Source organism: Dokdonia sp. Asnod1-B02, assembly GCF_045063955.1.
GTDB lineage: Bacteria > Bacteroidota > Bacteroidia > Flavobacteriales > Flavobacteriaceae > Dokdonia.
Window position 1 is genome coordinate 3,065,549 of record NZ_JBEFNW010000002.1, and the last position, 26,210, is coordinate 3,091,758.

30 protein-coding genes are annotated in these 26,210 nt (G+C 37.4%); 16 read left to right on the forward strand and 14 right to left on the reverse strand.

The genetic code is table 11. The features are described from left to right. Window positions 1–2: 2 nt before the first annotated feature. The 4 genes from ACJJVU_RS13720 to ACJJVU_RS13735 all read right to left on the reverse strand — a co-directional run bounded on the left by ACJJVU_RS13720 (window position 3) and on the right by ACJJVU_RS13735 (window position 2,687). Complete coding sequence (locus tag ACJJVU_RS13720) at window positions 3–344, reverse strand: DNA-directed RNA polymerase subunit omega (RefSeq protein ID WP_144783265.1); 342 nt, start codon at window positions 342–344, stop codon at window positions 3–5. Between the two features lie 11 nt (window positions 345–355). Next, window positions 356–1,168, reverse strand: coding sequence for an outer membrane protein assembly factor BamD (locus ACJJVU_RS13725; protein ID WP_405226513.1), 813 nt, complete (start codon window positions 1,166–1,168; stop codon window positions 356–358). A 113-nt stretch (window positions 1,169–1,281) separates the two neighbouring features. Next, window positions 1,282–2,166, reverse strand: coding sequence for a 4-hydroxy-tetrahydrodipicolinate synthase (gene dapA / locus ACJJVU_RS13730; protein ID WP_405226516.1), 885 nt, complete (start codon window positions 2,164–2,166; stop codon window positions 1,282–1,284). After that, window positions 2,166–2,687, reverse strand: a complete 522-nt coding sequence (locus ACJJVU_RS13735; RefSeq protein WP_405226518.1) for a DUF6913 domain-containing protein — start codon at window positions 2,685–2,687, stop codon at window positions 2,166–2,168. The genes dapA and ACJJVU_RS13735 overlap by 1 nt, the downstream gene beginning before the upstream one ends. Window positions 2,688–2,743: 56 nt before the next feature. On the opposite strand from ACJJVU_RS13735, the gene ACJJVU_RS13740 reads away from it, so the two are divergent. Together ACJJVU_RS13740 and ACJJVU_RS13745 are read left to right on the forward strand one after the other, a co-directional pair. Beyond that, complete coding sequence (locus ACJJVU_RS13740) at window positions 2,744–3,517, forward strand: 5'-nucleotidase C-terminal domain-containing protein (RefSeq protein ID WP_405226521.1); 774 nt, start codon at window positions 2,744–2,746, stop codon at window positions 3,515–3,517. After that, window positions 3,514–4,437, forward strand: coding sequence for a metallophosphatase (locus tag ACJJVU_RS13745; protein ID WP_339847883.1), 924 nt, complete (start codon window positions 3,514–3,516; stop codon window positions 4,435–4,437). Before ACJJVU_RS13740 ends, ACJJVU_RS13745 begins: the two co-directional genes overlap by 4 nt. A 56-nt stretch (window positions 4,438–4,493) precedes the next feature. Here the strand turns inward: ACJJVU_RS13745 and ACJJVU_RS13750 are convergent, their stop codons facing one another. The 6 genes from ACJJVU_RS13750 to ACJJVU_RS13775 form a co-directional block, all read right to left on the reverse strand. After that, entirely contained in the window at window positions 4,494–5,123 is a 630-nt protein-coding gene (locus ACJJVU_RS13750; RefSeq protein WP_405226524.1) for a hypothetical protein, read from the reverse strand. 285 nt (window positions 5,124–5,408) lie between these two features. Continuing rightward, on the reverse strand, window positions 5,409–5,774 hold the full coding sequence (locus ACJJVU_RS13755; RefSeq protein WP_339847889.1) for a hypothetical protein: 366 nt from the start codon (window positions 5,772–5,774) through the stop codon (window positions 5,409–5,411). A 343-nt stretch (window positions 5,775–6,117) separates the two neighbouring features. Beyond that, window positions 6,118–8,112, reverse strand: a complete 1,995-nt coding sequence (ligA, locus tag ACJJVU_RS13760; RefSeq protein WP_405226527.1) for an NAD-dependent DNA ligase LigA — start codon at window positions 8,110–8,112, stop codon at window positions 6,118–6,120. Window positions 8,113–8,226: 114 nt separating this feature from the next. Next, entirely contained in the window at window positions 8,227–8,823 is a 597-nt protein-coding gene (locus ACJJVU_RS13765; RefSeq protein ID WP_298326492.1) for a TIGR00730 family Rossman fold protein, read from the reverse strand. A gap of 62 nt (window positions 8,824–8,885) precedes the next feature. Next, window positions 8,886–9,752, reverse strand: a complete 867-nt coding sequence (gene prmC / locus ACJJVU_RS13770; RefSeq protein WP_405226532.1) for a peptide chain release factor N(5)-glutamine methyltransferase — start codon at window positions 9,750–9,752, stop codon at window positions 8,886–8,888. Continuing rightward, window positions 9,749–10,234, reverse strand: a complete 486-nt coding sequence (locus tag ACJJVU_RS13775) for a GNAT family N-acetyltransferase (RefSeq protein WP_405226535.1) — start codon at window positions 10,232–10,234, stop codon at window positions 9,749–9,751. The genes prmC and ACJJVU_RS13775 overlap by 4 nt, the downstream gene beginning before the upstream one ends. Before the next feature lie 26 nt (window positions 10,235–10,260). Between ACJJVU_RS13775 and ribD the strand changes: the two genes are divergently transcribed. The 3 genes from ribD (at window position 10,261) to ACJJVU_RS13790 (ending at window position 12,645) form a co-directional block, all read left to right on the forward strand. Then, the gene (gene ribD, locus ACJJVU_RS13780; RefSeq protein WP_405226538.1) at window positions 10,261–11,262 is read left to right on the forward strand and encodes a bifunctional diaminohydroxyphosphoribosylaminopyrimidine deaminase/5-amino-6-(5-phosphoribosylamino)uracil reductase RibD; all 1,002 of its coding nucleotides are present in this window, start codon (window positions 10,261–10,263) and stop codon (window positions 11,260–11,262) included. After that, window positions 11,259–12,125: a DMT family transporter gene (locus tag ACJJVU_RS13785; RefSeq protein ID WP_339847903.1), complete on the forward strand. Its 867-nt coding sequence runs from the start codon at window positions 11,259–11,261 to the stop codon at window positions 12,123–12,125. The genes ribD and ACJJVU_RS13785 overlap by 4 nt, the downstream gene beginning before the upstream one ends. A gap of 211 nt (window positions 12,126–12,336) precedes the next feature. Then, window positions 12,337–12,645 carry a hypothetical protein gene (locus tag ACJJVU_RS13790; protein ID WP_405226541.1) on the forward strand — a complete coding sequence of 103 codons (309 nt, stop codon included), beginning with the start codon at window positions 12,337–12,339 and terminating at the stop codon, window positions 12,643–12,645. Window positions 12,646–12,659: 14 nt separating this feature from the next. On the opposite strand, the gene ACJJVU_RS13795 is transcribed toward ACJJVU_RS13790, so the two are convergent. From ACJJVU_RS13795 to ACJJVU_RS13805, 3 genes are all read right to left on the reverse strand, one after another. Then, window positions 12,660–13,835, reverse strand: coding sequence for a GlmU family protein (locus tag ACJJVU_RS13795; protein WP_405226544.1), 1,176 nt, complete (start codon window positions 13,833–13,835; stop codon window positions 12,660–12,662). Window positions 13,836–13,915: 80 nt separating this feature from the next. Beyond that, the gene (locus ACJJVU_RS13800; RefSeq protein WP_405226547.1) at window positions 13,916–14,383 is read right to left on the reverse strand and encodes a DUF4442 domain-containing protein; all 468 of its coding nucleotides are present in this window, start codon (window positions 14,381–14,383) and stop codon (window positions 13,916–13,918) included. 78 nt (window positions 14,384–14,461) lie between these two features. Beyond that, window positions 14,462–15,088 (reverse strand): hypothetical protein, encoded by a 627-nt coding sequence (locus tag ACJJVU_RS13805; RefSeq protein WP_405226550.1) that lies wholly within the window; start codon window positions 15,086–15,088, stop codon window positions 14,462–14,464. A 342-nt stretch (window positions 15,089–15,430) separates the two neighbouring features. Here ACJJVU_RS13805 and ACJJVU_RS13810 point away from each other — a divergent pair, with 342 nt between their 5' ends. From ACJJVU_RS13810 to ACJJVU_RS13835, 6 genes are all read left to right on the forward strand, one after another. Continuing rightward, entirely contained in the window at window positions 15,431–15,964 is a 534-nt protein-coding gene (locus tag ACJJVU_RS13810; RefSeq protein WP_405226553.1) for a DUF4870 domain-containing protein, read from the forward strand. 115 nt (window positions 15,965–16,079) lie between these two features. After that, complete coding sequence (locus ACJJVU_RS13815) at window positions 16,080–16,421, forward strand: PadR family transcriptional regulator (protein ID WP_108878113.1); 342 nt, start codon at window positions 16,080–16,082, stop codon at window positions 16,419–16,421. Then, complete coding sequence (locus tag ACJJVU_RS13820) at window positions 16,418–18,271, forward strand: PspC domain-containing protein (RefSeq protein ID WP_405226557.1); 1,854 nt, start codon at window positions 16,418–16,420, stop codon at window positions 18,269–18,271. Before ACJJVU_RS13815 ends, ACJJVU_RS13820 begins: the two co-directional genes overlap by 4 nt. Before the next feature lie 112 nt (window positions 18,272–18,383). Continuing rightward, window positions 18,384–19,430, forward strand: a complete 1,047-nt coding sequence (locus tag ACJJVU_RS13825) for a serine hydrolase domain-containing protein (protein WP_405226560.1) — start codon at window positions 18,384–18,386, stop codon at window positions 19,428–19,430. Between the two features lie 2 nt (window positions 19,431–19,432). Continuing rightward, window positions 19,433–19,879: a nuclear transport factor 2 family protein gene (locus ACJJVU_RS13830; RefSeq protein WP_405226563.1), complete on the forward strand. Its 447-nt coding sequence runs from the start codon at window positions 19,433–19,435 to the stop codon at window positions 19,877–19,879. Between the two features lie 130 nt (window positions 19,880–20,009). Further along, window positions 20,010–20,747, forward strand: a complete 738-nt coding sequence (locus tag ACJJVU_RS13835; RefSeq protein ID WP_405226566.1) for a head GIN domain-containing protein — start codon at window positions 20,010–20,012, stop codon at window positions 20,745–20,747. An 82-nt stretch (window positions 20,748–20,829) separates the two neighbouring features. Here ACJJVU_RS13835 and ACJJVU_RS13840 read toward each other — a convergent pair whose 3' ends face one another. Then, window positions 20,830–21,585, reverse strand: coding sequence for a helix-turn-helix domain-containing protein (locus ACJJVU_RS13840; protein WP_298326531.1), 756 nt, complete (start codon window positions 21,583–21,585; stop codon window positions 20,830–20,832). A gap of 266 nt (window positions 21,586–21,851) precedes the next feature. Between ACJJVU_RS13840 and ACJJVU_RS13845 the strand changes: the two genes are divergently transcribed. The 5 genes from ACJJVU_RS13845 to ACJJVU_RS13865 all read left to right on the forward strand — a co-directional run bounded on the left by ACJJVU_RS13845 (window position 21,852) and on the right by ACJJVU_RS13865 (window position 26,210). After that, on the forward strand, window positions 21,852–22,247 hold the full coding sequence (locus ACJJVU_RS13845; RefSeq protein ID WP_013749943.1) for a molecular chaperone Tir: 396 nt from the start codon (window positions 21,852–21,854) through the stop codon (window positions 22,245–22,247). A gap of 11 nt (window positions 22,248–22,258) precedes the next feature. After that, complete coding sequence (locus ACJJVU_RS13850; protein WP_405226569.1) at window positions 22,259–22,972, forward strand: PspA/IM30 family protein; 714 nt, start codon at window positions 22,259–22,261, stop codon at window positions 22,970–22,972. A gap of 59 nt (window positions 22,973–23,031) precedes the next feature. After that, a complete protein-coding gene (locus tag ACJJVU_RS13855; protein ID WP_405226572.1) occupies window positions 23,032–23,748 on the forward strand; it encodes a hypothetical protein in 717 nt (238 codons plus the stop codon). Window positions 23,749–23,811: 63 nt separating this feature from the next. Then, window positions 23,812–25,878, forward strand: a complete 2,067-nt coding sequence (locus tag ACJJVU_RS13860; protein ID WP_405226574.1) for an SPFH domain-containing protein — start codon at window positions 23,812–23,814, stop codon at window positions 25,876–25,878. Window positions 25,879–25,943: 65 nt separating this feature from the next. Beyond that, window positions 25,944–26,210 (forward strand): hypothetical protein, encoded by a 267-nt coding sequence (locus ACJJVU_RS13865; RefSeq protein ID WP_405226577.1) that lies wholly within the window; start codon window positions 25,944–25,946, stop codon window positions 26,208–26,210.

Consider the following 26,210-nt stretch of genomic DNA (forward strand, 5'->3'; position numbering starts at 1 on the left):
ATCTACTCGTTACTTTTTCCTTCTTCAGTAACTGTAGTGTCTCTATGGTAGATACGATCTTCTAACCACTCTTGCACTGCAAGTGCATGAGCCTTAGGAAGACGCTCGTAAAATTTAGAAACCTCTATTTGTTCTTTGTTCTCAAAGATCTCTTCAAGACTATCATTAAATGTTGCAAATTCATCCAACTTTTCTGATAATTCCTTCTTGATTTCAGTGTTGATTTGTGTAGCACGTTTTGCGATGATAGATATCGCCTCATAGATATTATTTGTAGGTGCATCTACAAGATTTTTATCAATAGTCGTGGTACTCAAAGGTGCATCAATGTCCTTGATATTCATAGTATTCATCTTTAATTTAATAGATCATTTGCTTGCAGTGCTTCATTAATCTCTGCAAGTTCCTTTGCTGCCTCATCAGCATATTTACCTTGAGGATAATATTTCTCTAGTGCGTTGTAAGCTGTTTTTGCAGCTTCAAGACGCTCTGCTTGGCGACGTTTTACACTTCCCATTGCTAGTTGGTAAGCAGAGTTAAACTTCCAGTATAAAGCATCTTCTCTGTAAATAGAACCTGGATTATCAAGCAAGAAATTATCAAATGCACTTATCGCATTTGGAAACGTTCCTCTACTAGCTCCTATTTTGTTATATCCTTTTGCAATCTCATAAGATTTGCGCTCTAGTTTAGTGTTTAGTTCTTGCACTTTAGCATTAGCATCGTCCACCTGTTCAGAATCTGGATACTCGTTGATAAACCCTTGCAGCTTTTCTAGTGCTATATACGTGTCTCCTTGATCTAAGTTAAATCTAGGCGAACGCTTATAATAACTCTCTGCACTCTTAAATGCAGCTTCCTCTCTTTTTGTACTCTGAGGAAATGACTTTACAAAACGTTCAAACTGGTAACCACCATTATAATAGTCTCCTAGTTCATAATACGTATCTGCATATAAATAAGTAACACGTTCTGCTTGAGGTCTTCCTCTATACAAAGGAACAATCTGCTCCCAGAGCCTTAACGCTTTCTTGTATTTCCCTTGACTATACAAGGAATCTGCAAATTCATATTTTGCTTTAATATCATCGTTCTTGAGAACATCTTGATATGTTGAACAAGAGCTCAATAACACTACGGAAACTAATAGGAAAAATATATTCTTCATAAGGGTCTGAAACAGCAGGCAAAACTACGTAAAATCAATTACATAACATAACTTAATTAATAGTGCTCAAAAATAAACGCTTTGACCCTGCTAATTATTTTGTTATGATACGTTTAACTTTTTTGAATAACAGAAAGCGCGTTACCTATTTTTTCATGTAACACATCACTTGCTGCCATTAATGGCAATCTTACGTAAGGCTCGCAAATCCCTTGATGAGACAGTAATGATTTGATTCCTGCAGGGTTTCCTTCTTCAAAGATTAAATCTATCATTGATAGCAGTGGTAAGTGTTTTTGGTACGCTTTCGCGAAAGCGTTATTCAAACCATCATTCATAATCTGAGAAAAATAAGAAGGTAATCCTTGACCTATTACAGAAATAACACCACTTCCTCCTGCCGAAACTAACGGCAATGCAAGTGCATCATCTCCAGAAAGCACTACAAAATCTTCTGGCACCTTGTGTATCAAGTGTAATACTTGGGCCATATCATTTACAGCTTCTTTAATAGCTACAATGTTCTCAAAATCACTAGCCAGTCTTGCCGAAGTTACCGGCGACATATTACTAGAAGTTCTACCTGGCACATTGTATAAAATGATAGGCAAAGGACTCGCCGCAGAAATAGCTGCAAAGTGCTGATATATTCCCTCCTGTGTAGGCTTATTATATGCTGGAGAAACTGAAAGAATCGCTGTAATTCCATCAAAGTCACCAGTGGCAAGCTCCTCTACTATTGCAGCTGTATTATTACCTCCCACACCTAGCACTATAGGCAAACGCTTATTTGTAACTTTTATAATGTGAGCAACAATCTGTTGCTTTTCTTGAATGGTAAGTGTTGCTGTTTCGGCAGTGGTACCTAGTGCTACTAGATAGTTAATGCCTCCAGCAATGCAATGCTCTATAAGACGTGTAAGCCCGTCAAAATCTACAGATAAATCCTTGTGAAATGGCGTTACAAGTGCAACACCCGTCCCTCTCAACTCTTTCATTAATGTATAACTTTTAAAATCTTTAAATACTTCTCAAACTCTTTTATAAAAACTGACTCTTGCCCATCATTTACATGAATGGTAAGATCATTTACAGATTCCATTTCTGGAGACACTCCTATTTTTAAAACTGCATTAGACATAGCCGTCATAGCCCTAAGAGCGAGTGCATCTGAGTGGTAATAACTTATTAGAATATCAAAACGCTGTTTTTTAAAATCTTCAAGAGGTGCTGTTTTAAAAACACCTTTCCACCCTAATTGCTTTTCAGAGAAAAGTGATAGAAGCTCCTTTTGATCTTTAGTCATCGTTTTCACATACTCTAGCACGACCAAGTCCTTTTCTGAAAGATTTAAAATCTTAAGAATCTTCTTGAGAGATGCAGGATCAAAAGGCTTTGTACTGTCTTGTAATAATGCCACAACAACCGGCTTTGCCCCACTAGGCTTATAATCGCGTTTGCGTAGTTGCTTGTCTATTTGCTTATGAATAGATTTTGCTTTTAATCCGTTTAAAAACATGTAACTTTACTTTCATACAAATGTAGCCAAAATATACTGCTACTTATGACACAAAAATGAAGAGAACAACGCTTATAACTATCATTAGTTCTATTGTTATATATACAACAGTAGTCTCATGCAAAAAAGAACTTCACTACGCACCAGAACGTATAAAAAGCGAACTCATTACTGTAAATAATAACACAGAAGAAAACGCCGAAATTGTATCGTTTATAGATCCTTACAAAAATGCCATACAGGCAGAAATGGATAGTGTGCTTGCTGTAGCACCCGCATCTTACACAAAAAAAGATGGCAAGTTTAATACGGCAGTAGGAAATATGATGGCAGATGCTGTTTATGAAATGACAAATCCTGTGTTTGAAAAAAGGGCAGGTTATCCTTTTAATGCTGTTCTCTTAAATTATGGAGGAATACGCTCTGCGCTTAACCAAGGAGCTATTACTACAAGAACAGCATATGAGTTAATGCCTTTTGAAAATGAAGTAGTGGTTGTTGAGTTAAGTGGCAAGCAAATGAAGGCTATGTTTCAGTACTTAAAAAATGGAACTGCTCACCCTATTTCTGGAATGGAAATTCAACTATCTAATGATGGCGAAATAAAAAAGGCCCTTGTTCAAGGAGAAGAGGTTGCTGACAATAACACATACTTTATCGCGACAAATGATTACCTCATGAATGGCGGAGATAATATGACCTTTTTTGAAAACCCCGTAAGTGTGCTCCCTTTAGATTATAAAATTAGAAATGTGCTCATAGATTACTTCAAGAAATATGACACCATAGCACCAGTGAGAGATAATAGATTTACAAGAGACAGCAAATGATACGTAGAAAATTTATAAAACAAACTGCAGCTGCTAGTAGCCTTATAGGGTTAGGAGGGTTAACCATGGGAATGAATAGTAATTCACTCCTAAAACCAAGTAAAAAGCACATCACCATACTTCACACTAATGACGTGCACAGTCATGTAGAGCCTTTTCCATCTAATGATCCTAAATATGCAAATCTAGGAGGAGCCGCTCGTAGAATGAACATTATTCAGAATGTGCGCAAAGAAAACCCAAACACACTTCTTCTGGATGCTGGAGACATCTTTCAAGGCACTCCATACTTCAACTTTTACGGTGGAGAACTTGAGTTTAAGCTTATGTCTATGATGGGATATGATGCAGCAACGATAGGTAATCATGATTTTGACAATGGAATAGGTGGTCTTGCTGCCCAAATGCCTAATGCGTCATTTGAACTGCTTTCTTCTAACTATGACTTCTCAAACACCATTATGGATGGCCTTACAAAGCCATATAAAGTTTTTGTGAAAGACGGCGTACGCATAGGCGTTTTTGGAGTAGGAATACAACTCAGTGGACTTGTAAATAAAACGATGTTCAAAGAGACTACCTATCTCGACCCTATAGAGCTAACCACAGATACCGTAGATGCGCTTAGAAACAAAGAGCACTGTGATATCGTAATTTGTTTATCGCATCTTGGATATTCTTACAGGAACGAAGATAAAATTTCTGACCTCACACTAGCTGCAAAAACTGCTGGAATTGATTTAATTATAGGCGGTCACACTCATACATTTTTAGAAAAACCAACAATCGTTCAGAATAAAAATGAAAAGTTTGTGCTTGTTAATCAAGTAGGTTGGGGAGGTATTAATTTAGGTAGAATAGATTTCTATCTTGATGAATCTAATAACCTCAAATCATCTAGCTTAGTACTTGACGTGTAAATCTCGTAGCATCATTTTCTCTTAAACAACAAAACTGAAGAAATAGATGAAACCTATTAAATATATGCTTCATCTATTTTCTTAGTGCTTTCAAGTCGCGTTAAGAACATTGCAAAAATAACTTTGGCTATTCCTGCACAAAAGAGCGTTACTAGAAGGAAAAAATGAATATCAAGTATATAAGTGTAAATAAATGCAAAAGCAGACTCTACCAGCACTGCTGTAGCCACAAATGTCAACAAGAGATTTGATGGGTGCTTGTTAAATAAAGGGATTGCATATAACAAGGAAATAAAAACAAGTAATGCCACAAAAGAGACTAAAAAAACTGGAAGGTCAGCTATCTCCGGCAGTATATTGTAAGCCAAATAACTTATAAAAGTGGTCACTGAAAAGACACCTAAAAACACCTCTACAAATAAATGTTTTGGAAAGTTTTCAACCTTAAAATGCATAACTTCTCTTAGAGCATAAAGCATAGATAAGAAACAGAAAACCATTGCGATAGACACTAAATAGGTGTATTTATCAAAATCAATTAAAAAGAATATTTCCGCAATCATTCCAGAGACAAGCGTGATTAAGAATGGAAAGTGAAATTGTCCAGTTGCCTTATAAACGTATAGAAACATTAAAACACCAAATACTGGATATAGGTAAAAGGAGGCTTCGAGACTTAAAGCCATCGTTACTATTACGATTAAAATCGTGGTCGAAATTGCTGCAAGTCTATAGTTGCGCCCGTGTATGTAATATGCTTTATCGATGTATCAAAGCTAAATAATTCCACTTTAAAAAAAAACTAACGCACAGTTATTATGACAGTTACACAGTAAATCCCTTTTATAAATTGAAATAAGTATTTCAATGTACTAAATACAAAAGACGAGCAAATAAGCTCTTTTGAGACCTCTCAAAGTCTTACTGTTATTAGAACTCTTTAGAGAAAATTTCGCGAAAGCGTAAAGATCCTATACATCGGTACCATGACCATCATAATCTGCAATAGTATCTATTTTTGTCAAGAAAGTTGCCAGCACAACTTTTAAGTAGATGGTCATTATTGCTCCCACGAGAAGAAAACCAATTTCACTATAAATGTATTTATAAATAAAAGCAAAGACCATTTCTCCCATGTATGCACCGCCAATAGCAAAAAGAGAAATATTACCGGTATGCTTATTATAACTAGGAGTTAGAAAATACACCCCTATAGTGATAATAAATATGATTACAGAAATAATAAATATGCTTAAATCCGGAACTAGAGGCGCTATAGAGTAAATAAGATACCCCAGCACAAATCCAAATCCCAAAAAACCAATTATAAGCTCCAATACATAATGTTTTGAGAAGACTTTTGACCTTTTTTTAAGGACAGGCTTGAGCAAAAGCAGTAAACAAATAGATGAAACTCCAGAAAAAATAGAAGCTATGGTAACATAAGTTTGAAAATCGAACAGAAATAAGATTTCAGTAATGTTAGTACTTAGTAAAAACAAGAAAAACAAAAGATTGAATTTATTCGTCGCCTTGAATTCATATAAAAATAAACACAGAGAAAATATAGGGTACAGATAAAATGATAGCGATATGTCCCAGAATCCCATCACAAGCATAATCATCAGACCAGTTATTAAACCAGCTGTTCTATATGCCCTTCCGTTTTCTACATTAGTTTTATTCAACAACTAAATTTAAGAATTCTTGCTCAGAAATAATAGTTACCCCCAGGCTTTCTGCCTTCTGTAACTTACTTGGACCCATCTTATCTCCGGCGACAACATAAGTTGTTTTACTAGAAATAGAACTAGACACTTTACCGCCGTTGTCTTCTATTAATTTTTTTAAATCGTTACGAGGCATTTCAAAAACACCGGAAACTACAAATGTTTTACCCGCCAGCGTGTCAGATTGATTAGCAAGTTTCTCGGCAGATATTTCTAGCTGCACTCCGTAAGATTTTAAACGTTGTATAAGCGCTATATGTTCCGCTTTCGCGAAAAATGCTACTACACTCTCTGCAATCTTACTTCCTATTTCGTCTACAGCAACCAGCTCTTCCTCTGTTGCCGAAATAATCGCATCAATAGATTTGTAGTGTTTAGCTAGTTTCTTTGCTACAGTCTCACCTACATACCTAATTCCTAAACCAAACAACACCTTCTCAAAAGGAATCTGCACCGAGGCTTGCACTCCGCTTACTAGGTTTTCGGCACTTTTTTGAGCCATACGCTCTAGTGGTAATAATTGCTCCACTGTGAGCTCATATAAATCTGCATAATCTACTATCAACCCTTCGTTTACTAAGAGTGCCACGGTTTCCCCTCCTAGTCCATCAATATCCATTGCCTTTCTAGAGATGTAATGCTGTATTCTGCCTATAATCTGGGTAGGACAACCCATATCGTTCGGACAATAGTGTTGCGCCTCTCCTTCTTTACGCACTAGGGTAGTATTACATTCTGGACATTCTGTAATATACTTGGTAGGTTCAGAATCTGCAGGGCGCTTTGTAAGATCTACTGCAATGATTTTTGGGATGATTTCTCCTCCTTTTTCTACAAACACCTCATCACCTTCTCGTATATCTAGTCGCTCTATTTGGTCTGCATTATGTAAACTCGCTCGTTTTACAGTAGTTCCTGCAAGCTCAACAGGTTCAAGGTTTGCAACTGGTGTGATGGCTCCTGTGCGACCTACTTGGTATGTTATTTCGCGCAAGCGTGTAGAAACTTGTTCTGCTTTGAACTTATATGCCATTGCCCATCTTGGCGCCTTTGCCGTATAGCCCAGCTCTTCCTGTTGTTGTAATCCATTAACTTTTACCACAACACCATCTGTTTCATATGGCAAGTCATGTCTTGCCACATCCCAGTGATTGATAAATTCTAATACCTCATCTATATTTTTAGCAAGTTTTGCAGCATCAGGAACGCGGAAACCCCAATCACGAGCTTTCTGCAGGCTATCCATTTGGGTAGCAATACCTAGATTATTTCCTGTAATATTATATAGCAAGCATTGCAAAGGCCTTCTAGCAACCTCAGCACTATCTTGTAATTTTAAAGATCCGCTGGCTGTGTTTCTTGGATTGCGATAGAGCTCAAAACCTAGCTCTTCACGCTCTGCATTCATAGCATGAAAACCTTCCCATGGCAATACAATTTCCCCACGTATATCAAATTTTTCAGGATAATCACCCTTGAGCTTTAAAGGAACCGACTTTATCGTTTTAATATTTGTAGTCACATCATCTCCTTGTAAACCATCTCCTCGAGTAACTGCTTTGAGCAACTCACCATTTTCATAAGTAAGACTTATAGAAGCTCCATCATATTTGAGTTCGCAGGTATAGTTTACCTCTCCATCTACCATTTTCTTTACACGAGCTTCCCAATCCTCAAGATCTTCCTTTGAGTATGAGTTATCAAGAGAGTACATTCTATGCTCATGTACAATAGTCTCAAAGTTTTTAGTCACCGCTCCACCTACACGATGCGTAGGCGAGTTAGGGTCATCAAATTCCGGATGAGCCGCTTCTAGCGCTTCCAGTTGCTTCAGCTTTTGATCAAAGTCAAAATCTGATATCGTTGGTGTATCTAGCACATAATAGCTATGATTATGTGTTTGTAGTTCGTTGCGTAAAGCGAGGATTTGCTCTTCTATTGTCATAATAACAAAATTAAAAATTAAACCTCCGATATTCAGAGAATATCGGAGGTTTAATTAACCACTTACAAACAGTTTATATAAGTGATTTTCTACTCTAAAAATGAAGACTCCCTACTACTTCTTAGACTCTAGCGAAGCTTTTAACCACTTAGGCATTGCCATAGGCTTAAAATTCTCCATCTGATCAAGAAGTCCTTCTACCGTAGTATCTACAAGAAGGATATCATAATTTTCTTGCTTTAAAAATCCTTTATCGACCATATTTCTAAGCGCACTTAAAAGATCATCATAAAAGCCATTTACGTTAAGCATACCTACCGGTTTTTGGTGCAATGCTAGTTGGCTCCATGTAAGCACTTCAAAAAGCTCTTCCATAGTTCCAAAGCCTCCTGGAAGAGTAATAAAACCATCAGAACGCTCCTGCAATTCCATCTTGCGCTCGTGCATCGTTTCGTTTACGATAAGCTCCGTAAGCCCAGTATGCACAACCTCCTTTATTTTTAAAAATTCTGGAATAACACCTACTACCTTACCGTTGTGATCGAGAGCCCCTTGAGCTACGGCGCCCATAATACCAATTTTGGCAGCTCCATAAACTAGCGTAATATCTCGCTCAGCCAGTGTCTTACCTAGTATTTGAGCTTGCTCTACAATCTCTGGATCTGTACCAGCGCTACTTCCGCAGTACACGCATAATGATGTTAATTTCATAATAGCTATTTAGTTTTGAGCAAGCATAAACTGCTTCCCTTATTTATTGGTTATATCAATCTCTAGCGACTCGCTTTAATCATTCTATCTTTTCCAAACATATCTCTTTTAAGCTCGATATCACTAAAGCCTATTCCCTTTAAGAGATCAATCATTTCTTTTCCTAGGTATTCATTAATCTCAAAATACAAGAATCCATTTACAGAAAGACTTTCAAAAGCTAGCTCCCCTATTTTTCTATAAAAAATCAATGGGTCATCATCTGAGACAAAGAGCGCGCTATCTGGCTCATTACTAAGCACATTATTCCTCATCTCCTTTTTCTCTAGCATGCGCACATACGGAGGATTGCTCACAATAACATCGTATTTGTGCTCTAGCTCCTCTACGGCTAGTACATCTTGATTGTAAAAAGTAACATCTGCCTCATTCATTTTTGCATTTTGATATGCTGTGGCAAGTGCTTCTTGAGAAATATCAATCGCCTCAACATTAGCGCTTGATAGATTTTTTGCTATCGAAATAGCGATACATCCAGAACCAGTTCCTATGTCAAGAACCTTCAATTTTTCTTTCGTCTCACTCTTGACAAGGCTCTCAACTTTATCTGTAATAATCCAATCAACCAATTCTTCGGTTTCTGGTCTAGGTATTAAGGTAGCGGGATTTACTTGAAATTCCATCCCGTAAAACTCTGTCGTTCCTATAATATATTGAATAGGCTCGCTAAGAGATAATCTGCTAGTTAGCCCGTTTAATTGGGTAAGAGCTGATGTGGAGATGTCCATTTTTCGCGAAAGCGAGACCTCTACCCTATTCATTTTAAGAATATGCTCTAGCGTAAGAAAGCATAGATTCTCTATCTCTTCTGGCTCATACATGCCCGCGAGCTGTTCCCTAAAATAAATGCGAAACTCATCTATATTCATAAATCAATTATCATATGTACAGGGCAAGAAAAATGCCCAGTATCGCCCATAGGACCGTCTATATATCTAAAACCTGTGCGCTTGTATAATTTTTGTGCAGCCTCCATATAAGGCATGGTCTCGAGGTAGCATTGATCAAAACCAAACTCACGGGCTTGATTAAGACAAGCATCCATCATTTGCGATCCTAAGCCGCGGCCTCTTGCCTCTTTTAGAAAATACATTTTCTGCAACTCACACACATTGCCATCATAATTATCCAGCTGCGCAACACCTGCACAACCTATAACCTTGCCGTTATCTTCAACCACAAAGTACTCGGCTTTTGGTCTGCTATAATGCTCATACATGGTGTCTAAAGCAGCATCTGCATAAGCGGTACCTACCTTAGGAACACCTAGATCTACAAGCACCTTTCTCACAACTGCAGCTACTTGAGCATTGTCTTCTTTTTTAATCGGTCTAATGATTGGTTTGTCCATCACTTACAAAGGGTTATTTTTGTGCCGTGAAGATACATAACACCTATATAAATCGCTGTATTGCGCTAGCAAAAAATGGACTGCCGGCAGCGATGCCTAATCCATCTGTAGGAGCAGTGCTCGTGCACAACAACAAGATTATAGCCGAGGGTTATACAAGTGCATATGGTGGTAGTCATGCAGAGGTAAATTGTATCGCTTTCGCGAAAGCGAATACCCCAGAACTTATAGCAAAATCGACATTATATGTATCTCTAGAGCCTTGCTCGCACTGGGGGAAAACACCGCCCTGTGCAGATCTTGTAGTTGCGTCTGGAATTAAAAAGGTTGTAATAGGAACCATAGATCCTTTTGCCAAAGTAGCCGGCGCTGGTATTAAGAGACTAATACAAGCTGGAGTTGATGTTACCGTAGGTGTTCAAGAAAAAGAATGCCAAGAAATCAACAAGCGTTTCTTTACTTATCATGAGAAAAAGAGACCTTACATCATCTTAAAATGGGCAGAAACCGCAGATAGTTTTATCGCTCCAAAAACACGAGATGCTCAGCAACCTGTATGGATCACAAATTCCTACTCGAGACAACTCGTTCATAAATGGCGCAGCGAGGAAATGGCAATTCTCGTAGGCGGAAAAACCGTGCTAGAAGACAATCCTAGTTTAACCACGCGAGACTGGGAAGGTAAAAACCCATTACGTGTTGTTATTGATACTAAAGGAAATCTAGATAAAAACCTTACAGTTTTTAATAAAGAAGCTGAGACACTCGTTATCCCATCTACAGATCCTCAACTCATAAGTGAGACACTTTATGATAAAGGAATCCAATCTGTAATTATAGAAGGTGGCGCACAGACATTACAACATTTTATTGATGCAAATCACTGGGATGAAGCGCGTGTTTTTAAAGGCAACACTAGCTTTTCTGATGGTACAAGAGCACCTCAACTTTCGCAGTATTTTCTCTTAGAAAAAACGGACACTATTTTAGACAATACCCTACACTACTATAAAAATTCAAGCATTTGATTTACTTACTTCTTAGTATTGCTGCATCTAGCTTCATATTTGTAGTTTTTAAACTCTTTGCAAAGTTTAACGTAAACACCCTACATGCCATTATTGTAAATTATGTGATTGCCTGTTCTTGTGGTTTATTGCTATATGATGGGCCTACAACTATCGCTGTAATTCCTGAGCAACCTTGGTTTTATGCATCGGCTGGGCTTGGGGTATTATTTATTCTTGTCTTTAATCTGATGGCAGCGACCACACAACGCAGCGGACTCTCTGTAGTTTCTGTGGCTACTAAAATGAGTGTGGTTATCCCTATACTTTTTGGTGTACTATATTACAGAGAATCTCTAGGTATATTAAAAATTATAGGAATTCTAACGGCACTTGTCGCTGTATACCTAGCTTCTATAAAAGCAAAAGATGGGATTGCTATAAAGAAAGAAAACCTCATCTTCCCTATCCTTGTGTTTTTAGGCAGCGGAGCCATAGACACGAGTATAAAATTTATAGAAGGTGCTTATGTAAATGAGAGTGATGTGCCCATCTTTGGCGCAACTATTTTTGGAGCAGCTGCTTGTATTGGTTTTTTGGTCATTATGTATCAAGTCATCAAAGGCACATTTAAATTTGAGTTTAAAAATGTGATCGCAGGAATCTGCCTCGGTATTCCTAATTACTTCTCTATTGTTATGCTTGTGATGGCACTTCGAGATTCGGCTTTTGAGAGTTCGACCTTGTTTACTGTAAATAATGTTGCCATTGTGATGGTGAGCACTTTGATCGGGATTCTACTTTTTAAAGAAAAATTACTCACAAAAAACTGGATCGGAATTGGCTTAGCAGTGATTAGTATTTTGCTCGTTTCTATGTCTTAATACTCCCCAGAAATTAACAATCTTCTGATTAATTTTTATTTTTTTAAGTCCGCTTTCGCGAAAGCGTAAAAATCCTCGCCCTATAATTTTACTGTATTTTCTTGAGATAACACTCCGATGAACCCTTACTATCAAAAGGATTTACACATATTTACACTGTAACAATAAATTTCTTTTTGCTACATATCTATGTAACCAAAATGAAAATGATATGGGATTCGGTGGAGCAGCTCTTGCAGCAAATCAGGTAATACGTAATAATAGAAATCTACTTAAAAATAAGAGAAGTATAGGAAATCTATCTTTTGTATCGAGTACCAATGAGAAATGGGTAGACCCTAAAAAAGCAACTTTTGATCAGTTAATGGAAATAAGAACAAGAATACGTCATGAAAACAAAGTGCGTTTGTATAAAATCATTTTCCTCACCGTTTTGGGGTTTGTAATACTGATCTTGCTACTCGCTGTAATTCCTTGGGATTTGATATTTACAAATACGTTTAATCCTTATAGCCATTAAAATTATTGACAAGCTTACTCTCTACGATACTGTTTTGTCTCTTCAAAAACATGATTCAGGATTGCTTCATCTTGTTCTGTGAGTTCTAGATCACGACGCGCCATGGCAATTTTTGCAGTTTCGTAAGCCTTATCTGTTTTGTGTGTTACAAAGCCGCTAGCGCCTCCCCAAGAAAAAGAAGGAACAAAATTGCGAGGAAATCCGCTTCCAAAGATGTTTGTTGCTACACCAACCATTGTTCCGGTGTTAAACATGGTATTAATACCACACTTAGAATGGTCTCCCATCATTAAACCGCAGAACTGAAGTCCCGTATTTGCAAACCGACCTGTTTCATAATCCCATAACTTTACAGGAGCGTAGTTATTTTTTAAATTAGAGTTATTAGAATCTGCACCTATATTACACCATTCTCCTAATACACTATTTCCTAAGAAACCATCATGACCTTTACTTGAATACCCCATTAGTACGGAGTTATTTACCTCTCCGCCTACTTTACAATGAGGACCTATGGTTGTGCCGCTATAAATTTTGGCACCCATTTTTACAGCTCCATGATCACAGATTGCAAAAGGGCCACGTATGAGTGCGCCCTCCATAATCTCTGCATCTTTACCTATATAAATAGGTCCATCTGTAGCATTGAGATGTGAGTAATGAACCGTAGCTCCTTCCTCTATAAATATCTGTTCTTTATTTACCGCTATTACGTGTACTGGTATATCTTCAGAATCTCTATCCTCGGTAAGCATCTCAAAATCTCTAGTGATTGCTTCTCCATTTTTGGCAAAAATATCCCAAGTATGCTCGATTCTTAAAATATCTGAGGCCGTATAATCTATACTTTCATAAGTATCAAAATCCACTTCTTGACCTTCTTGTACTGAAAACGCGATTATTTCCCCCCCATCAAACAACACTTGCTTTGATGACAAATTTTTAATAATCTCAGCTAAGTTGTCTGAAGGAAGATATGATGCATTAATCATCACATTTTCTTCAAGCTCTATCATAGGCCACTTATCTGAAAGATACTCTTCTGTTACTGTTGAGGTAGTTGAACCTAGCACAAATTCCCATTTTTCACGTATAGTCATAATACCTATGCGCAAGTCTGCAACAGGTTTTGTGTACGTGAATGGTAAAAGCTGATTGCGTACGTTTCCGTCAAAAAGGATAAAGTTCATGGATTAGATTTTAGTCTCTACATAAAGCGCATGAGACAGATAGACTTAAAGATAAAACTTATTGAAAACGAAGTTACTTATTATTTACGAGGCTTCTTTACTAAAAGTGTCCACTCAAAGTTAAACTCAGACACTTGCACACCATCTTTGTTTGTCCCTACAGCTTTCATCCAGCATGTTTGCCCTTCTCCTGTAGCTACTGCATTTGCTATAGCTTGTTTAATAGCTAGACCATCATCACATACAAATTGAATTCTTCCTGTAGCTTTTTTTGTAAAGCTTGCATTATTGTTTGCAACAAGCATTGATATTTTCTGACCGCTTTCTTGTATGTGAGCAATCACTAAAGCTCCCGTAGCGAGCTCTGCAGCCATACCTTGTACTGCCCAGAACATACTATTAAAAGGATTTTGATTAATCCATCTGTGTTTTACAGAAGTTGTACAAGAATTAGGAGAAAGTTTTTTTACACGTACTCCAGTAAGCCACGCAGATGGAAGCTTAAACATTGTGAACGTGTTGAATTTACCAGGTAAGGGGAATGACATAATATCTTATTTGAGGCAAAAATAGGCAATAAAAAAGGTTCCCAAATGAGAACCTTTTAAGAATGAATATATAAATTTTTAATTGTTGAGAAGTTCTATTTTAAGATAACTACCTATACCAGTACCACTATTACCTACGGGATTAGCAAGTAGTACAAAATTCCCTGAAGCAAATCCAAAATTGTAAGATTCTCCAGCCGTAAGCTCTGCAATACCTGTATATGTTTTTGCACTCCCTACAGCTCCTGTTCCGTTCACCTCCTCTCTAGGCATTGAAAAACGCATAACCCATTTCCCATCAGTATCCATTAACCCTGCAACATAGTTTGCACTTGTAGTAGATATTCCAGATACAGTTAAAGTTATGGTCACTTCATAGACTCCATCTAGCGGAGCTACAAATGTACTTGTAGCATCGTTAAAGTCACTACCAGAATCAATAAGCTCTGTAATAGTATTAATCTTATAAATACCATTATCATTTGCAATATTACCGGCAAGTCTAGAATCATAATCAGAAATTAAGCGACCTCTAAAGTTACCTACTAGACTATTAAGTTGCTTCTTTACATTACCATGGCTATCAATTACTAGAGGTACATCATCTGTAGATGTACTAGCTGCTGCATTACGCACTCGCAAATCACCATTTACATCTAGCATTGTGGTGGGGTGAGCAGTATTAACTCCAACCTGAGACCACATTATCTGAGATAATAATAGCACTATTATACATAAGGGGGTTTTAAAAATATGTCTTGTTTGCATTACTATTTAATTGTAAGAAACCTTAATTAGCTTCTATCGTGCAAATTTAAGACGCTCGTGTAAATGTTAAATTTTAGAAAGTTGCAAACTAAAGTTTTTAGACAAAAGAACAATTTCACAAGCTGTAATACGCAACACCACTCTATTTACATGACATTAGTTATTTATTTCACCTCAAACAAGCAGATTCACAAATCTTAATTAAAAGTTAATTTTTAGTACTATGCGTAACAAAGTACCTTTTTTTAGACATATATTTGCATAAGACATTAATAGACTATGGAAACTAGCATTTCAACACATCAAAAAAATATAGGCACTTTAATACACCTATCTACATTCTCTAAATACTTATTTCCTTTTGGGAATTTTATCGCACCTCTCATTTTATGGAGCGCTCAAAAAAGGAATGCCGCTTTTATAGACAAGCATGGTAGGGATGCAATCAATTTTCAACTAAGTATTCTCTTATACCTCATTGCCTTAGTTGTCATTAGCATTCCATTCTTTATTTATTTCGCAATAAGTGCAGGTAATGGAAGCGAGAGCTTACTCACAAATGGTTACATAAATGACCCAAGTGATTTTGCCGACTTAGGAGGGTTTCTTGTTACCGCAATAGTGGTTGCCATTCTTGCATTGGGAATTTTTCTTTTAGAAATTATAACGGTGATTTCGGCAGCAGTTAAGGCATCACAAGGAGAAATATATCAGTTTCCGCTTACCATCAACTTTATTTCTGCGGCTTCGGTTTCAGATTCAGCAGAGACTCAAGAGACTTCATCACCTATTGAGGATAAAACGGTAGTTTAATATATGAGTTACGCTTTCGCGAAAGCGTAAAAAAAGAAAAATCATCAATCAATCAATCTCCCAATAGTTATTGGGACAAAAACGAACAGTTTAATGCATTTAAAAATGAAAATCTATGAAGATTGAAAACACCAAAGCGCAGATGCGTAAGGGCGTGCTAGAGTATTGTATCCTCTCTGTATTAAAAGACGAGGATGCCTACGTAGCAGAGATCTTAGGCACACTTAAAGACGCTAAGTTGCTGGTGGTGGAAGGAACGATATACCCACTACTTACACGACTCAAAAATGCTGGCTTGCTCAATTATCGCTGGGAAGAATCTACCAGCGGGCCACCACGTAAATATTACGGACTTACCGAAACAGGTAAAATATTTTTAAAAGAACTCTCAACCACTTGGGATGAGTTACAGACCGCAGTAACGGTAGTAACCGCCACTAAAACCGCAACAAAATGAATAAGACAGTAAACATAAATTTAGCAGGGGTTTTCTTTCACGTAGATGAGGATGCTTACGGTAAATTACAGAGATATCTTGCTGCCATCAAACGTTCTTTTGAAGGTGTACAAGGGGAAGACGAAATTATAGCAGACATAGAAGCGCGTATCTCAGAACTTTTTTCTGAACGCATTAAAGACGAACGCCAGGTCATAAGCACTAAGGAGCTTGACGAGGTTATCGCTATCATGGGACAACCAGAAGATTATATGGTAGATGACGATATTTTTGAAGACACAGCATCTTCTCAAAAATCATCTAGCCGCTCTTCAAGTAAAACGCAACAAGCTAAGCGCATCTCAGACCGCAGATTTTTTAGAGACACAGATAATGCTTACATAGGTGGTGTATCTAGCGGTATGGCGCATTACATGGGACTTGATCCTTTGTGGGTACGTGTAGGATGGGTATTGCTTATCGCTCTTACTTGGTTTACACTAGGTGGAACGGCTCTTATATATCTTGCGTTATGGGTATTTGTACCAGAAGCACAATCTACGGCAGATAAACTCGCAATGCGGGGAAAGGCTGTTAACATTGACAATATCACAGAAAAAGTAAAAGAAGGATTTGAAAATGTTGCAGACACGGTTAAGAATGTCGATTACGATAAGTACGGTAATAAGGTTAAAAATGGGGCTCAAGGAGTTTTTGGGACTTTAGGAAAGATCATCATGTTCTTCTTTAAAATCATTGCAAAAATTGTGGGCGTACTATTAATAATCACGGGTGCTACAGTGGTTATTTCACTATTAATCACGTTACTTACTGGAGGAGTGGTAGATATTTTTACTCCTAATCTAGCAGATTTACCTTGGGTTAATAATGAGACGGGGTTACCAATCTGGCTTGTACTTCTTCTCACATTATTTGCAGTTGGGATCCCTTTCTTCTTCCTGTTTTATTTAGGACTTAAAATTGTTTCTTCTAACCTAAAATCTATGCCGGTGAGTGCAAAGCTTAGCCTCTTTGGCCTATGGCTAGTATCTGCGATAGTAATAGGCGTATTTTCTGTAAAAGAAGCTATTAAGTATTCTAACACAGAAACTGGCAAAGTAGTAGAGCGCACAGAACTTGCTATTACAGCAAGTGACACGCTGCGCATACAGATGCGAGAGAGTGATCGTTATGATATTCCCTTAATGAGATCTAAAGGAAACAGAAAAATCACAAAGATTGACGGTCAAAATATGTTAATAGAACGAGATCTAAGGCTTATTGTGCGGAGTACAAAGGATAGCACTGCTTATATTCAACTAGAGAAACGAGCAGACCATTTTACTTATGACGAGGCTCGGGATATCGCTACAGGTATTAATTATACATTTGGACTTGAAAATAAAACGCTATTCTTAGACAGTTACTTCACTTCTACATCATCGGAAATATCATTAAGTAATTGGAATGATCGTGAGGTACAAGTGATTATCTACCTTCCAGAAGGTACTACGCTTATTGCAGACGAAAACACCTACTCCTATCATAAAAACGATAGACAGTCTCGTGATATTCTAGATAATGGTGATGAAGAAAAATTTCTTACCGTAGGTAATGGCAAGCTTATATGCAGCACTTGTCCAGAAGATCGTGACAATGATGATGATAATTCTTGGCAACAGTCTGATGATAATGACGCTTGGGAAGAGCGTAGTTATAGAGAAGGTGAAGATACACCAGCATGGGAGACAAATAATCAAGCTCCTGATGCTCCAGATGCTCCAGATACTCCTGATGCTCCAAAAAGCAAAGACCCTAATATGGCTCCTACTCCTCCACAGGCTCCTAGTACAGTAGGAGACGATAATTAGTTTTGGCTTTAGTGAAAGCCGCATAAACACTACCAATCAACCAATCAGTGCGCTTGCAAAATCTCAACATTCAATCTGTTGAGATTTCTGCAACGTACAATCCATCTATATTATGAAAACTATTTATGCTACGCTTTTTGCAATTTCTACAGCTATATCTGGTATTGCTCAAGAGAATTTAAATAAAATGGACAGTCTCATCACTAGCGGACATTTTAAAGAAATGTCAAGTGTTGTCATAGCACATAAAGGAAAAATCATCTTTGAGAATTACTATAATGATGCAACAGCCGCTACCTTACATAATACTAGATCTGCAACAAAATCAATTACTGGCACCTTAATAGGAACACTTATTAATGATGGTAAATTATCATCTACGCAAGAACCGGCCTGGAAATACGCTCAGGTAAAAAATCTTCAAAACCCAGATACCCGTAAAGAAAAAATTACCATCGAGAGCCTACTTACAATGTCATCTATACTTGAATGTGATGATTGGAATGATATTTCTCGTGGTCAAGAAGAAAAAATGTACCTCCTTGAAGATTGGGTAAAATTCTATTGGGATTTACCTGTTAAGGGGTATCCAGAGTGGGAAACTAAACCAGAAGACAGTCCTTACGGTCGAGATTTTAGCTACTGTACTGCTGGAACCGTTGTATTAGGAGATGTGATTAATACAATTTCAGGTTCCTTAGAAACGTATGCAGAAACTGCACTTTTCTCAAAGCTGGGCATTACAGATTATCACTGGCAGCTTACTCCTACAGGAATCCCTATGACTGGCGGCGGCCTAGGTCTTAAGAGTAAAGATCTCATTAAGATTGGACAACTTTATCTCAACAACGGTAACTGGAAAGGGGAGCAAATTATTAGTTCCGCTTTCGCGAAAGCGTCTAAAGAACCAAAAGCCGTTATGGGAAGTCCAGATTATGAATACGGATACTTATGGTGGATAGGAGAGTTTGGAAAAGACAAAAAAGAGACTGGATATTTTATGCTAGGTAATGGGGGAAACAAAATTGCCGTATTTGACGACCTAGACCTTGTTGTAGTTCTTACTAGTTCGCTTTTTACTAAAGGTATAGAAGCACATAATCAAACAGCCGAACTACTCGACACCTTTATCATTCCCGAAATTCAAAAATTAAACTAGTTATGAATACACTTAAAAACTTATTCTGGATCCTACTGTTAATCCCATTATTAGGAGTAGCACAAGTTTCTAAAGACAGTGGTCTTTACAAAGAGATTCTAGCTACAGATGCTGCCCTTTTTGAGTCCTACAATACGTGTGACCTCGAGACTCATGCTTCACTCATATCAGAAGATTTAGAGTTCTACCATGATAAAGGAGGACTGGCTACAAGTAAAGAAGATTATATGACCTCTATGAAGGCAAATATATGCGGCAAGGTAGAAAGAATACTTACTCCAGATACTTTTGAGGTGCATGAGATTAAGGATTTTGGAGCCATAGCTTTAGGGAAACATAGTTTTCATAACCTTAACGAAGACAGCTATTCTGAACCTAGTAAGTTTATCACCATATTTAAAAAAACAGATAAGAAATGGATAATTACGCGAGTAATAAGCCTGCACTAGTCATCTATTTGCAACTCATCCGTTAAAAACTACAATTGAGTAAGTTACGCTTTCGCGAAAGCGGACTTATCTACATCTTTACATCATCAATCAAAACAATCAATAATTCATCAATCTAAAACCAACCATCATGACAACAATCATCAAATTTATCATCGGAATTCTCGTCGCTACACTCGTAACTTCTTGTCAGTTTGACCTCAACTTAGGTCAATTACAAGGCAATGGAAATGTAGTTACAGAAGATTTAAATATCACAGAAGACTTCAACGAAGTCTCAGCTGGCGACGGATGGGAAGTTTTTCTAGAAAAAGGAAACTCAAACTCTGTGATTCTAGAAGCAGATGAAAACATAGTAAACGCTGCCGATATTTATGTAAATGACGGTAAGCTCAAAATCTATAGTGATAAGAGTATAGGTAGCGCTACCTCAAAAAAGGTTTTTGTAACCTACTCAGAAAACCTAACCGAAGTGAGTGTAAACAGTGGTGCTAGTCTTACTACAAAAGAAGCGCTCACTGGAGATGAAATAGATCTAGACGCATCATCTGGAGGAACTTTACGTGTTGAGGTTACTGTAAATGACGTAGAGACCAACGTAAGTAGCGGCGGTGTAGTACGCATCTCGGGGACAGCAAATCGTGTAGATGCATCTGTTTCTAGTGGTGGCGTAGCAAGAATAAGCAAGCTCAAATCTGTATCTGCTATCGCAGATGCTTCTTCTGGAGGAGTGATGGATGTATATGCATCACAAGATCTAAGAGCAGATGCATCATCAGGTGGTGTCATAAATTATTATGGGAAGCCAGCAAACGTAGACAAACCAAAGGAAAGTTATTCTGGAGGTATCATACGCTCAAAAGATTAAATACTACCTCATCAATCAAATCAATACACAACAAAGGCTCGATATCATCGAGCCTTTGTTATTTTAAAAATACAAGCTGAGCTTATAACTCACCTTTTATCTGTAAGAATTGCGCTTGAAGCATCGCCATTTTCTCTTCAAGTCCATCTGCAAGTTCTGGCACTCTGTGATAAAACACATAGCGTATGCGCCACAGTTCTTTCACTTCCTTGATAGGGAATTCAAGATCATCTATATTCTTATGATCTGCACGTAGTGTTATGGTATTTCCTGACAGATAGCATCGTCTCAACACAAGCTGATCTTCAAATACAGCGAGTACTAGATGACCATTATTTAGCTTCTTGTAGACATCTTTTGGGATCATCTCCCCTATTACAATATCCTTAGGAAAAAGTCCTTTGTCATTGCTACTCATCTCTAGATTATCTACCGTAAATGCTCTGAATTCCTTTTCAGGATTGATAGGTAACTGTAATACTTGCATATCACTTACAAAAGCTTCTTTATCATTATAGAGAAGATATTCTTTTGCATTTTTTGACGTTATGCAAGGAATACTTGCAAAGGCTTGCTTTGTGATGATCTCATGATCTGTTGTAAGATTTGCTTTGAATTTGAGTAAACTATTTACCGTAAGCTCTTTTGTGAGCAAGTCATCGATAGGTATGCTAAAATAATTAGCAATTTTAATAATAGTATCTATTTTGGGTTCACTCCTACCTTCCTCATAAGCTCCTAACGTCCCTCTTTTCAAGTCAAACAGCTCAGCAAACGACTGCTGACTTAATGTCTTGACAGTTCTAATCTTTCGTATGTTTTTTCCAAAAAATGACATATTTTGCTAATTTTATTTGCAAATGATAAATTTATCTGTATATTTACCTAACAATTTTAGCAAAAAGAATTCACTTTTGCTAATTTATTTAGCTTTTTCGCGAAAGCGTAATTGCATCATCAAACATTCATCAATCAAAAATCAATCATTATGACCACTTTAATTATTTACATCCTGAGCCAGTTATAAACAATTGGGTATTTACAGAGACAAGTTTTCGTATTATTAACCTTCCAACGCATTGGAATACAACATCAACACTCTTTATGAAGAACCATTTTAATATAACACGAGATTTTTTACTGGAACTTAACTTTAATATTACCACAGAAAATACAGAAGATGGTATTATGGTAGTACAAAAAGAAAACTCAGGAATTAAAAACCTCATTCTAGGCGTTGCTCCTCCTATCTTAATCATAGAGCAGTTTATTTTTACCATAAATAACCAGTCTGAAAAGATTTTTAAAAGTCTGCTACAAAAAAACCGCGATATCATTCACGGAGCATTTGTTCTAGATGAGACAGGGAAGAAAGTAATATTTAGAGATACCTTACAAATAGAAAATCTAGACTTAAACGAACTAGAAGGAAGCTTAAACTCGCTCAGTTTATTAATGAGTGAATACTCAGATCACATTATCGAATTTTCAAAATACTAAAACACAACGTTATGAACATATTTAAAAGACTTTTTAAAATAGGCCAGGCAGAAGCAAATGCTTCTATTGATAACATGGAAGATCCTATTAAAATGACCGAGCAAGGCATAAGAGATATGAAAGAAGATCTTGCCAAAAGTGTAGAAGCAATGGCTCAAGTAAAAGCAATGGCCATCCGTTCTAAAAATGAGCGAGATGAACACCAGGAAAAAGCAAAAGATTATGAAAGTAAAGCAATTGCTATACTTAAAAAAGCGCACGCAGGATCTATGGAAGCTACAGATGCAGACCGTCTAGCAAAAGAGGCGCTTGCCAAAAAGGAAGAAGCACAAGCTCATGCAGATCGCGCTGGTGAAGACACCACAAAATTTGAAGGAAATGTAGCCCAGCTTCAATCTACTATCCAGACTATAAAAGATAATATAGGCAACTGGGAGAATGAGCTTAAAACACTTAAAGCAAGAGTAAAAGTAAGCTCTGCCACTAAGAATGTAAACAAGCAAATGGCTGCTCTTGACAACACTGGAACCGTAAGTATGCTAGAACGCATGAAGGAAAAAGTAGCTCAAGAAGAAGCACTTGCAGACGCTTATGGCGATATTGCAAATGCAAATAAAAGCATAGATGACGAGATTGATGCCGCGGCAGATACTAGCAAAGAAAAAGTAGATGACGAGCTAGCAAAGCTTAAGGAACAACTAGGTCTCGACAAGGACAAAGCATAAGGACGCACCGCATTGCGTTACTAGCACTTTGGATTATGAACCATTAAAACCACTAACCATTGGATAACTATTTCGAAATTTTATTTTCACCAGTAAACATCACGTTAACGATACTACTGTCTCTACTCCTTGTCTATTGGATATTTACAATGATCAGCGGTGTAGACTTTGATCTAGATGTAGATGTGGACATCGATATCGATGTGGACGTAGATGCAGATATTGATCTGGATTCTGGTCTTGAAGGCGGCAATATGGATTTCTCAGATGTAGCAAATGCAGAGGTAGATCGATCACACGTTGTAAATAGAAAACGCAAGCCTCTTAAATGGTGGCAAGTCGTTTTGATTTACTTCAATTTTGTCGGACTTCCATTTATGTTTACGTTTACTTTTTGGATCTTTATATGGTGGTTTTGTTCCCTTATTGTAACATCTATTACAGGAAGTTACGAGAATACATTTGGGCACCTTATCGTCTTAGCTTTTATGATTCCTGCGCTATTTATTAATAAAATTATCACGACTCCTTTCAAGTCATTCTTCAAGAATTTGAATAAAGATGGGGACAAGGCAGTAGATTTTCTTGGTAGACAAGCCACTTTATTATCCACAGTTTCTGGAGATAAAATGGGTAATGCGGAGCTTCAGGCAGATGGCAATACGATGAGCATTTATGTGAAATCACTAGATGGTTCTGAGTTACGCTTTCGCGAAAGCATCCTAATCATCAAACAATCAACAGATAAAAATTATTTCTACGTCAGTAAAGCTTAATCTATGCTGATACCAATCATTACTATTTAAAAGAAAATTAACCAAAACCAAAAATCAGTTTCTATGGATGCAATCCCATCGTTTGTAATTACCGGAATAGGAATCCTCTTATTTCTCGTTGTCGTTTATTTCGCAATCATCGCGATGTTCTACAAAAAAGTACATCAAGGTCAAGCCTTGGTCCGTACTGGATTTGGTGGAACAAAAGTTGCAACAGACAAGGGACTTTATGTAGTTCCAGTATTCCACCGTGTAGAAGTAATGGACGTTTCTGTAAAGAAAATCCAAATTGAGCGTCTCGCGACCGAAGGTCTTATCTGTAAGGATAACATGCGTGCAGATATTAAAGTGGCATTTTTTGTTCGTGTAAATAACGAAGTGGAGTACATCAAAAAAGTGGCTCAAACCATCGGTGTAGAAAGAGCTTCACGTCAAGAAACACTTGAGGATCTTTTTGAAGCAAAATTCTCTGAAGCGCTTAAAACCGTAGGTAAGAAATTTGACTTTATACAGTTGTATGAATCTCGTCGTGAGTTTCGTGATGAGATTGTAGATATCATTGGTACAGATCTTAATGGTTATACACTAGAAGATTGTGCAATCGATTATCTTGAGCAAACGTCTGTTTCTTATTTAAAAGCAGATAATATTCTTGATGCAGAAGGTATTAAGAAGATCACAGATCTTACTGCTGCACAAAACGTGCAATCTAACTTGATTAAGCGTGATGAGGAAAAAACGATCCGTAAGCAAGATGTAGAGGCTCGTGAAGCAATCCTTGAACTAGACAAACAACTAGCAGAAAAAGAAGAACAACAACTCCGTGAGATTGCAAACATAAAATCTCGTGAAGGTGCCGAAACTTTAAAGGTAGCAGAGGAAGAGCGTCTCAAGTCTGAAACAGCTCGTATCGCAACCGAAGAAAAGGTAAAAGTTGCCGAAGAAAATATGCAACGCCAGATTATCGTTGCCGAAAAGAACAAGCAACGTACCGAGGCTGTAGAAACAGAACGTGTAGAAAAAGACCGTTTACTAGAAGCAACCGAAAGAGAACGCGTAGTTACACTCGCTCAGATTGAAAAAGAGAAAGTAGTAGAGGTTGAGAAAAAGAATATTCAAGATGTGATAAGAGACCGCGTAGTTCTTGAAAAAGGAGTGGTTGAAGAGCAGGAGAATATGAAAGATATTGAGGCTTTCAAAACTGCAGATCGTAACAAACAAGTTACCATCACAAATGCTGAGAGTGCTGCTCAAGAAGATTTGATTAAAACCATCAAAGCTGCTGAGGCATCTAAAGAAGCTGCTAAGCAAAAAGCTGAAGAAATTAATATCGAAGCGCTTGCACATAAAGAAGCAAGTGAGAAAGAAGCGGATGCACGTAAGATTCTTGCAGAAGCACAAGCTAAGGAAGAAGCAACCGTAGGTATGTCTGAGGCGCAAGTAATGCACGCTAAGGCAGATGCAAACGAGCGTCAAGGTATTGTAGAAGCGACTATCATTGAGAAGAAGGCACTTGCAGAAGCAGCCGGAATCCAAGCAAAAGCAGAAGCAAAACGCCAAGACGGACTTGCAGAGGCAGATGTAATCAAAGAGAAAGCTCTTGCAGATGCTGCGGGAATCGAAGAGAAGGCAAATGCAATGAAGAAACTTGACGGTGTAGGTAAAGACCACGAAGAGTTTAAACTACGTCTTGATAAAGAACTTCAAGTTGACCTTGCTGAAATCAATATCCAGAAAGATATTGCAGATGCTCAAGCACAAGTTATTGGTGATGCTCTTAAAGCTGCAAACATTGATATTGTAGGTGGTGAGACCATGTTCTTTGACCAGATTATCGGGCAAATTACAAAGGCCAAAGGATACGACAGATTAGTGAAGCATTCTGACACCGTGCATGAGGTAAAAGATGCCATTTTAGGTAGTGATGATGTAAAAGGAAACTTGCTTGAAAAAGTAAAAGAATTTGCAGATAAGTACGGCATCTCTTCTGAGGATCTTAAGAATGTGACCATCGCAAATCTTTTGATGGATTTAAAATCTAAGTCTTCAGATAATGATGAGCAAACCTTATTCAGCAACCTATCTAACCTTGCAAAGGGATTAGGATTATCTGATAAGAAACTGAAGTAAATCTCAAAATTACAGCAGTCTATATAACTAACTCAGACTGCTGTTTTTTTTTAATAAATAATTTTATGGCGGTTTATTGTATATCATACGATTTGAAGAGTAAAAACTACAACTCAATCATAGAGGCTATTAAAAGCTATGGACTATGGTGGCATCAATCTGAATCCACTTGGTTTATACAGACTACTCAAACATCAAGAGAAATTATAGATAACATAAGAAATTTTACTTCTGGAAATGACAAATTAATTGTTATCAGGGTTCAAAATGATTGGTGGGCGTCTGGTCATACCGAGGAAGAGTATAAATGGATGAGAGAAAGAAAATTTTAA